Annotated in this window: 15 protein-coding genes; 2 read left to right on the forward strand and 13 right to left on the reverse strand. The window is 61.5% G+C overall.

Going from position 1 to position 11,830, the window contains the following annotated elements:
• Positions 1-18 precede the first annotated feature (18 nt).
• The 12 genes from C5L13_RS15915 to C5L13_RS15970 form a co-directional block, all read right to left on the reverse strand.
• The gene (locus C5L13_RS15915) at positions 19-768 is read right to left on the reverse strand and encodes a metallophosphoesterase family protein (protein ID WP_105384252.1); all 750 of its coding nucleotides are present in this window, start codon (positions 766-768) and stop codon (positions 19-21) included.
• Positions 768-1,124, reverse strand: coding sequence for a hydroxyisourate hydrolase (gene uraH, locus C5L13_RS15920; protein ID WP_105384253.1), 357 nt, complete (start codon positions 1,122-1,124; stop codon positions 768-770). Before uraH ends, C5L13_RS15915 begins: the two co-directional genes overlap by 1 nt.
• The gene (locus tag C5L13_RS15925) at positions 1,121-1,621 is read right to left on the reverse strand and encodes an ureidoglycolate lyase (protein ID WP_105384254.1); all 501 of its coding nucleotides are present in this window, start codon (positions 1,619-1,621) and stop codon (positions 1,121-1,123) included. The genes uraH and C5L13_RS15925 overlap by 4 nt, the downstream gene beginning before the upstream one ends.
• A 1-nt stretch (position 1,622) precedes the next feature.
• Positions 1,623-1,985: a HepT-like ribonuclease domain-containing protein gene (locus C5L13_RS15930; RefSeq protein WP_105384255.1), complete on the reverse strand. Its 363-nt coding sequence runs from the start codon at positions 1,983-1,985 to the stop codon at positions 1,623-1,625.
• On the reverse strand, positions 1,982-2,272 hold the full coding sequence (locus C5L13_RS15935) for a nucleotidyltransferase family protein (RefSeq protein ID WP_105384336.1): 291 nt from the start codon (positions 2,270-2,272) through the stop codon (positions 1,982-1,984). Before C5L13_RS15935 ends, C5L13_RS15930 begins: the two co-directional genes overlap by 4 nt.
• Positions 2,273-2,337: 65 nt before the next feature.
• Positions 2,338-2,835 carry a 2-oxo-4-hydroxy-4-carboxy-5-ureidoimidazoline decarboxylase gene (uraD, locus tag C5L13_RS15940; RefSeq protein ID WP_105384256.1) on the reverse strand — a complete coding sequence of 166 codons (498 nt, stop codon included), beginning with the start codon at positions 2,833-2,835 and terminating at the stop codon, positions 2,338-2,340.
• Positions 2,832-3,758: an allantoinase PuuE gene (gene puuE, locus C5L13_RS15945; protein ID WP_105384257.1), complete on the reverse strand. Its 927-nt coding sequence runs from the start codon at positions 3,756-3,758 to the stop codon at positions 2,832-2,834. Before puuE ends, uraD begins: the two co-directional genes overlap by 4 nt.
• A gap of 70 nt (positions 3,759-3,828) precedes the next feature.
• The gene (locus tag C5L13_RS15950; RefSeq protein ID WP_105384258.1) at positions 3,829-4,131 is read right to left on the reverse strand and encodes an AzlD family protein; all 303 of its coding nucleotides are present in this window, start codon (positions 4,129-4,131) and stop codon (positions 3,829-3,831) included.
• A complete protein-coding gene (locus C5L13_RS15955; RefSeq protein ID WP_245571298.1) occupies positions 4,128-4,796 on the reverse strand; it encodes an AzlC family ABC transporter permease in 669 nt (222 codons plus the stop codon). The genes C5L13_RS15950 and C5L13_RS15955 overlap by 4 nt, the downstream gene beginning before the upstream one ends.
• Before the next feature lie 145 nt (positions 4,797-4,941).
• Entirely contained in the window at positions 4,942-5,799 is an 858-nt protein-coding gene (locus tag C5L13_RS15960; protein ID WP_105384260.1) for an AraC family transcriptional regulator, read from the reverse strand.
• Positions 5,800-5,856: 57 nt separating this feature from the next.
• Positions 5,857-6,564 carry a DUF1045 domain-containing protein gene (locus tag C5L13_RS15965; RefSeq protein WP_105384261.1) on the reverse strand — a complete coding sequence of 236 codons (708 nt, stop codon included), beginning with the start codon at positions 6,562-6,564 and terminating at the stop codon, positions 5,857-5,859.
• 122 nt (positions 6,565-6,686) lie between these two features.
• Positions 6,687-7,895 (reverse strand): NAD(P)/FAD-dependent oxidoreductase, encoded by a 1,209-nt coding sequence (locus tag C5L13_RS15970; RefSeq protein WP_105384262.1) that lies wholly within the window; start codon positions 7,893-7,895, stop codon positions 6,687-6,689.
• On the opposite strand from C5L13_RS15970, the gene mnmD reads away from it, so the two are divergent.
• Positions 7,894-8,640, forward strand: coding sequence for a tRNA (5-methylaminomethyl-2-thiouridine)(34)-methyltransferase MnmD (mnmD, locus tag C5L13_RS15975; protein ID WP_105384263.1), 747 nt, complete (start codon positions 7,894-7,896; stop codon positions 8,638-8,640). The two genes, C5L13_RS15970 and mnmD, sit on opposite strands and share 2 nt — an antisense overlap.
• Positions 8,641-8,727: 87 nt before the next feature.
• On the opposite strand, the gene C5L13_RS15980 is transcribed toward mnmD, so the two are convergent.
• Positions 8,728-9,615 carry a LysR family transcriptional regulator gene (locus tag C5L13_RS15980; protein ID WP_105384337.1) on the reverse strand — a complete coding sequence of 296 codons (888 nt, stop codon included), beginning with the start codon at positions 9,613-9,615 and terminating at the stop codon, positions 8,728-8,730.
• Between the two features lie 160 nt (positions 9,616-9,775).
• Here C5L13_RS15980 and C5L13_RS15985 point away from each other — a divergent pair, with 160 nt between their 5' ends.
• A complete protein-coding gene (locus tag C5L13_RS15985) occupies positions 9,776-10,672 on the forward strand; it encodes a DMT family transporter (protein WP_105384264.1) in 897 nt (298 codons plus the stop codon).
• The last annotated feature ends 1,158 nt before the right edge of the window (positions 10,673-11,830 follow it).

Below are 11,830 nucleotides of genomic sequence, written 5' to 3' on the forward strand. Positions count from 1 at the left end.
CACGGAGATCAATATCCCTTATCCCACCCGCCCCGTCGCAAGCGCCGTAGCCCAATCGAGCCGGCCGTTCTTGGCCGCGAGCCGTGACATCGCCATGTGGTCGTATGGCACGTTGCGAAACTGCGGCACCCAGCCGGACGCCGCCTTTTCCATGACCGCGTAGGATGCCATACAGTGGCCCGTCTCCACCTTGTGAACGAAAGGCTTGTCGTCGTCATAGGCGGGGCAGCCGACGCTGCCGGGATTGACGACGAGGCGGCCGTCAGAAAGCTGCACGGCGCGCGGAACATGGCTGTGCCCGCAGAGAATCAAGGGCTGGTCGATACCCTCCGCAAGCGCGTCGATATCGGAGAGCGGCTTCAGAAAGACATGCCCGTCGCTCGATACCTCCTCCAGCCAATAGACGTTGTCGTCTCGCGGCGTGGCATGGCAGAGGAAGACCTCATCCCGATAAACCATGTTGAGCGGCAGCTTGCGCAGCCAATCGAAATGCCGCTGCGAGAGCTGCGCATGGGCATGCGCATCGGAGGGCGCGAGCGCACCGGCCGGCGTTTCGATGAGATAGCGGTCGTGATTGCCCCGGACCGTCCGCACCGCGTGCATATCCAGAAGCAGCAGAAGATCGCCGGTCCGGTCTGCTTCCAAGGGCCCGCTGAAGCAATCGCCGAGATTGACGATCTCGCGGATGCCGAGCGAGGCGATGTCGTCCAGCACCGCCCGCAATGCCGCGCAGTTTCCATGAATGTCGGCGATCGCGGCGAAACGCATCAGCTTCCCCTATAGGTGGAGTAACCGTAGGGGGAGAGAAGCAGCGGCACGTGATAATGCGCCGCGGTGTCGGAGATGCCGAAGCGGATCGGGATGACGTCGAGAAAGGCTGGTTCGGTGAGCTTCGCACCCTGCGCGCGGAGATAGTCGCCGGCATGGAAGACGAGTTCGTATTCGCCGACGAGGAAGCTTTCGCCGATCAGGATCGGCCCGCCGTCGACGCGTCCGTCGGAATTGGTGGCGACGGATCTGATCTTCTCGCGGGCCTCGCCGCTCAACCGGTAGAGATCGATCTTCAGCCCTTCGGCAGGCCGGCCGCTGGCGGTATCGAGCACATGGGTGGTGAGGCCTGTCATAGGCTGGGTTCCGCGATCAAATAGGGAGTTTCGAAGAAGAATTCTTCCAGGTTGTTGCCGGGACCTTCGCGGTCGGCAACCAGAAAATCGCTGGCGCTGCCGATGGCCATCAGCGGATGATGCCAGACGTTCCGGCGGTAGTTCACGCCCTGATAGCCGCGCGCCAAAAATATCTGGGGAACGTCGGGCTTACCGTCCCGATCCTGCGAAACCGCAACGAGAAAGGGCTGCCCCGAAAGCGGCGAAAAGCTCTGGCTGCCGAACGGGTGCCGCTCCATCATCGTGATGGCATAGGGAAACCGCCGCGGCTGACCGCGGAATATGCTGAGGATGATCCGCGCGCCCTCGCCCGCTGCCTCGGGTGCTGCCAGCGCATGGAAGCGCTCCGTCGTACCGCCGTTGATGAGCTTCATGGTGGAAGGATCAGCCTCGATCACGTCGCCGAAAGGCGCGAAGGCCGCTTTGGTCAGCAGTCGTATCGGGAGAGTTTTGGTCAAGTCATTCGCCTTGGGCACGCCAGTTGCTGAGGGTATTCAGGTTGGAAATCAGGGCCGGGAGAGAAGTTCGCACGGTGTCCCACACAACCGGAAGCTCCAGTTCGTAATAATCATGGACGACGAAATTACGCATTCCCCGCATTTTCGACCAAGGAATTTCCGGATGCTCGACAGGAAAATCCGGATGATGCGTCATGATCCTTGCCGCGCTTTCGCCAATCAGAACGAGCGCCATCGCAACCGCCATCTGCGTTCGGATGTCCGAAAGAAAGGTTTCCTGCTCCATGTCGCCTATGAATTCGCAGGCTCGAAACGCGGCCGATCGCATTTGGTCGAGATATTCCCTCAGACGATCTGCACTCATATGACGGCCGCTTCCGCCAATATCCGGTCCCGCATCGAGGATTTAAGGCCGCCTGACGTAACGAGATCTACCTTGATTTCCAGAAGAACTTCGAGCGCATCCTGAAGTCCGCCCAGATCGAACAGCGTCGTCCCCGGAAGCGCGTCGACTAGGATGTCGAGATCGCTCTCCGGCCCGTCCTCGCCGCGGGCCACGGAGCCGAAGACACGCGGATTGGCCGCATTGAAGCGCTTCGTCGCTTCGCGGATCGCTTCCCTGTTCTTCTCCAAGACTTCCGACGGTCTCATGACGGCATCACTCCTGATATCGTCAATATAAGCGACGCAAGGTTGAGAGGAAAGCACCGCATCCATCACCCCTCCGGCAGCATCGAAAGCAGCCGCAGCAGTGCGATCCGCTCAACCTGCGCGGCGGCGGTTTCGAATTCTTCCTGCGCACTGTTGTGAATGCGCTTTTCGAAGGCGGCGAGAATGTCTTGCTTGTCGAGTCCCTTGACCGCGATGATGAACGGAAAGCCGAACTTTATCGTATAGGCCGTGTTGAGTTCGGTGAAGCGCGCATGTTCTTCAGCACTCAGCCGGTCGAGCCCGGCACCCGCCTGCTCCTTTTTGCTGTCTTCGGTCAATTCTCCGGCGATCGCGAGCCTGCCGGCGAGATCGGGATGGGCGCGCAGCACACCTAGCCGCTCCTCATGGCTCGCCTTGCGGAAGACCGAGACCAGCCCGGCATGGACCCCTTTCGCCGTCAGCGGCACGAAGACGAGGCCGCTATCATAGGCACGCTCGGCGATGAACGGCGAGTGCTCGAAAACGCCGCCGAATTTCTCGATGAAATCTCCCCGCGCGGTCATGGCGTGCCCGCCGGCTTGTGATGCTGGTGCCAATGGTTGGCGATCTCGATGCGGCGCGGCAGCCAGACCTTGTCGTGAGAAAGCACATATTCGATGAAGCGGCGCAGCGCCGCCGCACGGCCCGGTCGGCCGACGAGACGGCAGTGAAGACCGACCGACATCATCTTCGGCGCGCCTTCCCTGCCCTCCTGGTAAAGCACATCGAAGGCGTCCTTCAGATAGTTGAAGAACTGATCCCCGGCATTGAACCCCTGCGGCGTCGCAAACCGCATGTCATTCGTCTCGAGCGTATAGGGAATGATCAGGAACGGCTTTCCGCCGAGACCCGGCACCCAATAAGGCAGATCATCGGCGTAGGAATCGGACGAATAAAGGAAGCCGCCCTCCTCCATGACGAGGCGAAGCGTGTTCCCCGACGGCTTGCCCTGATACATGCCGTAGGGCCGCTCGCCGACGAGTTCGGTGTGAAGGCGCACGGCTTCCAGGATATGCTCACGCTCCTTGGCTTCCGGAAAATCCTTGTATTCCAGCCAGCGGTATCCGTGGCTGGCGATCTCCCAGCCCGCCTCCTTCATCGCGGCGACCGCTTCCGGATTGCGGGCCATGGCGAGCGTCACGCCATAGACCGTCGCCTGAACCTTGAGCTCGGTGAACATGCGCCAGAGCCGCCAGAAGCCGGCGCGCGAGCCGTATTCGTAGATCGATTCCATGTTGAGATTGCGCTGGCCGGGCCAGGACGCCGCCCCCACGATCTCCGAGAGCAGCGATTCCGAGGCAGCGTCGCCATCGAGGATCGAGCTCTCGCCACCCTCTTCGTAGTTGATCACGAACTGGACGGCGACATGCGCGCCGCCCGGCCATTTCGGGTCGGGAGTGGAGCGGCCGTAGCCGATGAGATCGCGCGGATAGTCTTGTGCCTGCATCAAATCACCCTCGAAGTTTACCCGCGACGGTAGCCCACCGTTTTGCGGAATGTCGAGGCCGAAAGCGGGCTCAGATACCAAACGCCCTGAGAGAGGCGACCGAGACGACGCCGAGTGCCACCGAAACGAGCATCGGCAGGCGAAGTGCTGCAAAAGCAGTCACTGCGCAGGCGATTGTTTCGGCAAGCCCCGTGGCCAATGCGGTCGGTGCGACGACCGCCATCAGCACCGCCGGCGGAATCGATTCGATCGCCTTGCGGCGGCTGCCTTCGAGCGAGACATGGCGAATGAGGACGAGGCCGCCGAGACGGGTGAGCGCCGTAGCCGCCGCCATGGCGAGGATGGCGAGCAGGGTTGCAAGATCGACGCTCATGACGCCACCTCCACGCCGCGGCGGCTGCCGGAAACGACGGCGGCGACGAGGCCCGCGACGGCTCCGGCCGCGATGTACCAGACACCAGGCACGAAATGCTGGGTCGCGACGGCGGCGGCACCGCTTGCAAAGAGCACAGCGCCGGTTTCCGGCCCTTTCCAGAAACCCATGACCAGCACGATGAAGACTGCCGGAAAGGCGAAATCGAGCCCTAGTACCACCGGATCGCCGAGGAACGCCCCGAGTGCCGCCCCGGCAATACCGGAGACGACCCAGGCAAGATAGAAGGGCGCCACCAGGCCAGCGAACCATGCGGGCGTCAATCGCGCGACTTTCGCCCGGAACTCGGCCATCGCCCAGATCTCGTCGGCCAGGAAAAGCATGGCGAGATAACGCTCGCGCGGACCGAAGCCTCCCATCCTGGTGCCGAGCGAAGCGCTCATCAGCACATGGCGAATGTTGACCAGCAACGCGGCGAAGCCGACGCCCGCCCAGGACGCAGGGTGGGTCCAGATATCCATCGCCACAAATTGCGAACCGCCGGCAAAGACCAGCGTGCTCATCAACCCGGCTTCGGCCGGCGTCAGCCCCTTGGTTGCTGCCACCGCCCCAAAGACGAGGCCGATCGGGACGACGGCGGCGATCAGCGGCGCGATCGCCCGCATGCCGCCGAGAAAATCCTGAAGTCTTGCATTCTCGTTCACGTCGAAACTCCGATGGGAGCAGAGGTCATAGGCCGGCGGAGAACTCGCGTCTTGAAGGAAAGTGACGCCCATGGCCTGCGAGGGTCGATACCGATCGCTGATATGTTCAGCGTGCGCGGTATTGCCCCGGCGTCAGTCCCGTTCGGGACTTGAAGTGGCGGGTGAAATGGGCCTGGTCGGCAAAACCGCATTCGAGCGCAATTTCCGCCGGCTGGCCGCCCCGCCTCAAGCGCTTGCGCGCCTCGCGGATGCGAATGTCGGTGAGGAAGGAATGCGGCGTGATATGAAATTCCTTGCGAAAGGCGCGGATGAGATGGGCACGGCTCAAGCTTGCCACTTCGGCCAGTTCCTCCAGCCCGACATCACTGGCAAAATTTTCCATCAGATAGTCGCGCGCCCGATGGACAGCGGATTTTTCGGCCGTATCGGTAGGCACGATGATCGAGCTGCCGTGCCGCCGGAACATCGCGTCGAGCACCAGAAACATCGCTTGGCTCGTCTCCAGCGCACCGGAACCCGTCTCCAGGGTGCAATGCGCCGCTTGAAAGGCATCGGCGAGCGCCTGGTCGCGGAGTATCTGTCTGCCGAAGGCGGGGATCCCTTGAAAGGGCTTTCCGGTGACGTCCTCGAGAATTTCGCGCAGCAGCGGCAGGTCGGGATAGATCATGCGGTAGCGGTAGCCGCCCTCATAGGGTGCCCCGTCATGGATCTCGCCAGGATTGATGAGATAGAGGTCGCCCGGGCCGGAAGCTTCCCTCATGCCGCGGATCGTGGCGATCTGGCCGCCGCTTTCGATCGCCCCGATGCTGAACGTGTCATGGGCATGCGGGGCGAATTCGTGGGTCAGGAAGGTGGCCGTCAGGCATTCCATGCCGCCGAAACGGCTGTCCCGCCAGAAGCGGGTGGTTTCCGTTTCCGCCAACGGCATATAGTCGGCTGCCTGCTCCTGCGAGATATTCTCCATCACGCGGATATAGCAGATTTGCCCTGCGGCTTCTTGAACAAAAGTGACGCCGGCGTTTCAGGCGATCTTGCGCGACGCGACCCGCCCCATGGGATGCAGGGAATGGACGACGAGCGGTGCCCCCTGCTCCTCCTCGACGAAGAGGGCGAGGTTGGCGACCTCGACCGGCTTCCTGAGGAAGGGCTCGAAATGTTCGCGCAGCGCCAGTTCGAAGCGCGGCATGTCGACAGCGGAAAGCGGCCCCGTCAGCGTCATGTGGAAGCGGAATTCGTCCATCACGTAGGCGTTGCCCCAACGGTGCAGGTTTGCAAATTGCGGAGCGGTCAGGTCGCCCGGATCGCAGCGCTCCAGTTCCGCTTCGGAAAGCGGCGCGCGAAAGGCATCGAACTCCTGCACGACGGCGGCAGCGAGAAAACGCATGGTCTCGCAGGGCAGAACCGGCGCAAGACCGAAGAAATTGCCGAGCCGAACGACTTCGAGCCTCGGCAGCTCGAACGGATCGTGGGCGCCCGCAAATCGCATCAGATGGCGCAGCAGCGCCTGTTCCGTCACGCCGGGTGCGAGTCGGAAGGGCGACTTCAGCGTGGCGTGGAAACCGGAGCGGCGCGGCAGGGCGGTGTTGAAGGCAATATCGTGGATGCCGATGCCGCGGATCGCCGGCGGCTCCATGGCTTCGCCTGAAAAGGCGTTGCGGCCAAGCCACTGGGCTGCGGCCAGCGTCAGTGGGTCATATGCCGGAGGTGTGAAATATATGGCATAGCGCATCAGTCACCTTCTCGTGCGTCCCTTCTCTGCCCCAGTATTTTACACATTGCTCAATTACCCCACGAATGGAGGTACGTGATTTGCGTGACAAATTAACGACGAGGGCGGCGCAGGATTCGCGTTTAACGCGCGGCGGCGGCCAGATGACTTTCCAAGGAAAAAGAGTCAGGAAGCGGCATTTCCTGGCCATTTACCGGACCAAGCGCCGCCTCCGCGAGCTTGTGGGCAAGCCCGAAGCTGACCTTGAAACCACCTGTGAGAGCAATCACCTTGTGGTGATCCGGATGCGGCCCGACCATCGGATCGCGATCGACGGCCTTGGGCCGAAGCCCCGCCCAGCGTTCCACGACCGGCGCCTCCCTCAGGGCCGGCACGAGGGCACGGGCGCGGGCGATCAGGTCGTCGAGCAGACCGTCCGTCGAGGCGGCGTCTTCAAACGCATCCTCGCTGGTGCTGCCGACTGCGACATGCCCGCCCTCGTGGGCGACGACATAGAGCCCGTTGAGAAAGATGACCGGCAGCGCCGGATCGACATCGGCCCTGAGCAATGCCGCCTGCCCCTTCACTGCCTGTCCGAGCGGCCGTGGCAGCGGCGGCGAGATGTGTCCCAACAACGGGAAGGACTGATGGCCTGCCGCAACGATGCAATGACCGAAGGCAACGCTTTCGCCGCCCTCGAAGATCACGCGGTTTCTCTCCGGATCGATCCGCTCGGCGCCGAGCCCTTCGACGATACGAACATGCCTTGCCGGGCGCAGGGAAGCCGCAAGCGCGGCAATGAGGCCGCGGGGCGAAACGCGGGCCGCGAAAGTGTCGTGGACGAGACCGGCTTCGGCGAAGGATGCATCCGGCCAACCTTCGTAAGGGGCTCGATCGACGACATGCCAGTGGAAGTGGCGGTCGTGCTGATGCCAGCAGGTTTCGGCGTCCTGGGAATGCCGCAAGGCGATCGTCCTGAGATGCGGTTTCGGCAAGGGGATCAGCCGCCCACAACGGCGGTACCCGCAGGTCATGCCGGTCGCCGCCTCGATGCCGGCGATTTCCGCTTCGAGCGACAGCAGCGCGTCGAACTGGAACTGCTTCTTGTCGTTCCACTTGTCCGGCATGTGCGGCATCAGCGCACCGAGAAGCCCGCCGCTTGCCCCCTGCCCCAGCCGGCCCGCATCGACGAGCAACGTTCTGACACCGAGGCGCTCGGCCTTGACCGCCGCCCACAGACCCATGACGCCGCCACCGAGGATGACGAGATCGACGACTGCCGGAAGATCGTGAGATTGACCGCCAGGATCCGGTTGACCCTTGGAGCCGGCAGGATTATCCGCATGTCCCATGAGCGACGATGACCCCGAAAAGCTTGCCCGCCCCGACGGTGTTGCGGGGGAAAACCAGCCGCTGGACTGGCACGAGGGCGATATGCCCTATTCCCAGAAGTTTGGCGATCACTTTTATTGCCGCACCGACGGGCGGCTGGAATGCGGCCACACCTTCCTCGCAGGCAACGGTCTGCCGGACCGTTGGCGGGGCTACGGGTCACCATTCGGAGACTTCAGGATCGGCGAACTCGGCTTCGGCACCGGCCTGAATTTTTGCGAAACCTGGCGCCAGTGGAAACTCTCCCGCTCCCCTGCGGGCAAACTTCATTTCATCTCCTTCGAGCTCTACCCGATGAAACGCGAAGAGATCGACCGCGCGCTGTCCCGCTGGCCGGAGATCGATGCCGAACGCGGTGCGCTTACCGCCGCCTGGCCGGACGAACCCGCGGGAAAGGTCGAGATCCAAGCCGATCCGCAGACGCGGCTCACCGTCGTCTGCGGCCCCGCGCTGGAATCCGTCACTGCGGCCGAACCGGGGTTCCACGCCTGGTTCCTCGACGGTTTCGCGCCGTCCCGCAATCCGGATATGTGGTCGCCGGACCTGATGCAGGCGATCCACGAAAAGACAGCCCCTGGCGGGACATTCGGCACTTATGCGGCCGCCGGTTTCGTGCGCCGCAACCTGTCCGCCGCCGGATTCGACGTCGAACGCCGCCCGGGATTTGCCGGAAAACGCGAGATGCTTTGCGGCGTCAAAGCGTGACCCCGCAGCCATCGCAATTGCGGCAATCGGTAGTAAATGCCGCCAGGCAGCCACGCCAACTTTGCGCCGGATACGGACCAGCCGTCGTCAACCAGCAAGGGCCAACCCGCCCTGGCGACCAATGTCGCTCTCGATTTCTCGAACTAAGCAGTCGAGAGCCGGATTTCTCGACTTACGGGCACGTCTCACGACATAGGCCAGGGATGGTGGCGGCGGCAGACGATCGGTCGTTATCTGCATCTCGCCTCGGATATGGCGGTCACTCAGCAACGCTACGCCCATTGTCGCATTAACGGCGGACACAATACCGGCGGCGCTTGAACACTCAAAAACGGTTTCAAGAACCGCATCTTCCTGGCCGATGTCGAGCGCCCATTGTCGATAGAAACATTCGTCATCAAACGACAAGAACGGGATCGGGCCATCATGCCGGATCATCAACTCGGGATGCTTCACCCAGTGAAGGTCTTCCCTATAGAGGACTACGTCCTTCGGCCGCACTTCATGACTGAAGACTTGAACGATTGCGGCATCAAGTTCGCCGCGTTCCAGCATAGCGCGAAGGACCAAGCTCATACGCACCTTGGTTCGGACCGCGACGTTCGGATGCAGCCGCCTGAAGCGACCAAAGATCCGAGCGAGGTCAGTACATGCGGTGTCTTCGGTAAGTCCGAGTGCGATTCTTCCAGCAAGCGGAGTCTTGGAAAGACTTAACAGGGCCTCGTCGTGCAGCCCGAGGATGCGGCCAGCGTAGTCCAGCAAGTCTTCACCGGCAGCCGTAAACATCGGCCCGCCCGATTTACGTCCGAGCAGCTCGCAGTCGAGGCTGATTTCCAGTCTCTTGATCTTATGGCTCACCGCCGACTGTGAGAGGCCCAGAGCGACCGCTGCTCTTGTAATACCACCATGTTGTCGGATCGCGGAAAGCGCCCGCAAAGCGTCGATCTCGAGGCGGCGACTGTTGAGTTCATTCATGACTATATCCGTGTCGTTCTCTCCAGAGAGAAACTTATCACGAACGACGCCGGTCATGACACTGATTTACGAAATGTCATGAACTCATCGAAATTTGTCATGTGCGTGTATTGTGCGATCGACCTATCGGTACTTCGTATTCCTCGCAACAGAGCGCTCGATGACCGACATCTCTCTTCCTTCCGCCACAGCAGGTCGCCATCCTTTGTTATGGCCGTTGCTGGCCACTCTCCTGATCATCGGATGGAGTTCAGGCTTCGTCGGCATCCGGTATGCCAACGAGGAGGCGAGCGTCATGCTTCTGCTGTTCTGGCGGACATTGCTTTCGGGACTGATCCTTCTGCCCTTCGCGTTGGCGATCGGGCCGAGCATATCCATGCGTGCGATCAGAGATCAGGCCCTGTTCGGCATCATGGCCGTGTTCCTGTATCTGGGAGGCTTTGCGCTGGCCATCGAGCAAAAAGTGCCGACGGGGCTGGTCGCGCTCATCGCCGACCTTCTTCCGCTGGCGATCGCCGCTCTTTCCCAACCCGTCCTCGGGGAAAGGCTGACCGCACGGCAATGGCTGGGCACTATGATAGCCGTCATCGGGGTTTTGATCGTATCCTTCGACAGCCTCAGTTTCGGTGCGGCTCCGGTCTGGGCGTACGGACTGACCGTGGGTTCCATGCTGATATTCGCTGTCGCCTCGGTCCTGCATAGGAGACGCAAGACGCAGCATATGCCCGTCCATCAGGCACTTTGCATTCAGACACTGACGGGCTCGGTTCTCTTCGGCCTGTGTGCGTTGACGCAGGGCAGTCTGGCTCCACCGATGACCCGTGATTTCGCGGTCGGGATGATCTGGCTGGTCCTGATCTCAACGTTCCTCGCCTACGCCGTCTACTATACCAGTCTGCGGCTGTTCCCTGTTGCCAAAGTGAGCGCGGCTATTTATCTCAGCCCGCCCGTGACAATGCTGTGGGCATGGATGTTGTTTTCAGAGCCCCTAACCGTCGCGACATTCGCTGGGCTGGCGGTGACGTTGGCTGGCGTATGGATGACCTCACGGGGCTGAGCGATAGCGCATTCGGTATTGACGACGAGATTGGCAGTAGCCGCCTCGGCCCGAAGCGGACATGGCGTTTGCTACTCAATTCCGCGCAATTGTTGCGGCAATTATGGGGGTGGGCTGTTCCAGCTCCCCGCGCAGTAGAAGGCCCGCGCCTGTTCCCCCTGCGCGGGCCTCTCCCAAGTTCTAGACTCTTCTATGCACGACCTGGGAAAGAGAACTTTACGCCCAGAACAGAAAGTCACAACTCACTCAAAGGAGCTAGGCTGAATTCCGTTGGTTCATCCGTTCTGGGTAAGCTGATTTTGTGTCGGAGGCAGAGCGCGAGGACATGCATGCTGTTCTCAAGTCCTCCAACGACGCGTTCAAGAGCAAATCCGTGTCTTCCCTGAAGCCATTGGATTGCACGAGCTTACCGGACGGAACCCGGGCAAATGCCGACAAAAGAAAGCGGCCGGTTATACAAAGCCGGCCGCTAAGACCGCACTGCGTTGGGGGGTGCAACATGCTGTCTCACGTATCAGGTGACCGTACTTTACCGTCAAGATCAACTTGGACATTGGGTGAAACGGCTGCATAAACACCCCCTTATGGCCTAAATCGAATGGGATTCGAAATGTATCGCCGTATCCCCGAACACGGAGGATACTCCCCGGCGGCAAATCCAGCTATATATCAGGCGGGCTGATTCATTGGGGTAAGCATGGATGTTTGTGGGTTTGGACCTGCGCTTGATTTGTCGTCGGATCGATGTGGAGCAGCGGCGGGGAACGCCTCTGCTGGAGCTTGTGAGCCTGGTGCGGGATATGCTGCGCTGCCAGAGGCAGGCCGCTGAAGCAGGTTGAATGATCGGTACGGCGGCGCGTGGCCAGGAAGAGTGGCTTTGTCATCCAGCTCTATGCGCGTCGCTATGCCGTTGCGTCAGTAACGGCCAACCTTTCCGGAAATGGACCGGCTCGGACTTTGCCGTTATTTTGCGATACCGGAAGGCACCGGGGTGAAGAAACGATCATTTGAAGCCTGACCCGAAAGAGATCCCGGCTCGCCCACCGGAAACCGGTCAGGGAGCTCGCGCCGGTCCGCCAGGGCGCGAGCCCTTCACCAGACGCAGAACTTACTGGGGAAAAATCAGGGCTCGACCGTTTTTCCCGTTCGAGCCCCTCA

Origin of the sequence: Neorhizobium alkalisoli (assembly GCF_002968635.1) — a bacterium.
Taxonomy (GTDB): Bacteria; Pseudomonadota; Alphaproteobacteria; order Rhizobiales; family Rhizobiaceae; genus Neorhizobium; species Neorhizobium alkalisoli.

What these genes read in the sequence shown, in the direction of transcription:
- C5L13_RS15915 (WP_105384252.1), bottom strand. Translation starts at nt 768, where the DNA reads ATGCGTTTCGCCGCGATCGCCGACATTCATGGAAACTGCGCGGCATTG.
- uraH (WP_105384253.1), bottom strand. Translation starts at nt 1,124, where the DNA reads ATGACAGGCCTCACCACCCATGTGCTCGATACCGCCAGCGGCCGGCCT.
- C5L13_RS15930 (WP_105384255.1), bottom strand. Translation starts at nt 1,985, where the DNA reads ATGAGTGCAGATCGTCTGAGGGAATATCTCGACCAAATGCGATCGGCC.
- C5L13_RS15935 (WP_105384336.1), bottom strand. Translation starts at nt 2,272, where the DNA reads ATGAGACCGTCGGAAGTCTTGGAGAAGAACAGGGAAGCGATCCGCGAA.
- uraD (WP_105384256.1), bottom strand. Translation starts at nt 2,835, where the DNA reads ATGACCGCGCGGGGAGATTTCATCGAGAAATTCGGCGGCGTTTTCGAG.
- puuE (WP_105384257.1), bottom strand. Translation starts at nt 3,758, where the DNA reads ATGCAGGCACAAGACTATCCGCGCGATCTCATCGGCTACGGCCGCTCC.
- C5L13_RS15950 (WP_105384258.1), bottom strand. Translation starts at nt 4,131, where the DNA reads ATGAGCGTCGATCTTGCAACCCTGCTCGCCATCCTCGCCATGGCGGCG.
- C5L13_RS15955 (WP_245571298.1), bottom strand. Translation starts at nt 4,796, where the DNA reads ATGCGGGCGATCGCGCCGCTGATCGCCGCCGTCGTCCCGATCGGCCTC.
- C5L13_RS15960 (WP_105384260.1), bottom strand. Translation starts at nt 5,799, where the DNA reads ATGGAGAATATCTCGCAGGAGCAGGCAGCCGACTATATGCCGTTGGCG.
- C5L13_RS15965 (WP_105384261.1), bottom strand. Translation starts at nt 6,564, where the DNA reads ATGCGCTATGCCATATATTTCACACCTCCGGCATATGACCCACTGACG.
- mnmD (WP_105384263.1), top strand. Translation starts at nt 7,894, where the DNA reads ATGAGCGACGATGACCCCGAAAAGCTTGCCCGCCCCGACGGTGTTGCG.
- C5L13_RS15970 (WP_105384262.1), bottom strand. Translation starts at nt 7,895, where the DNA reads ATGGGACATGCGGATAATCCTGCCGGCTCCAAGGGTCAACCGGATCCT.
- C5L13_RS15980 (WP_105384337.1), bottom strand. Translation starts at nt 9,615, where the DNA reads ATGAATGAACTCAACAGTCGCCGCCTCGAGATCGACGCTTTGCGGGCG.
- C5L13_RS15985 (WP_105384264.1), top strand. Translation starts at nt 9,776, where the DNA reads ATGACCGACATCTCTCTTCCTTCCGCCACAGCAGGTCGCCATCCTTTG.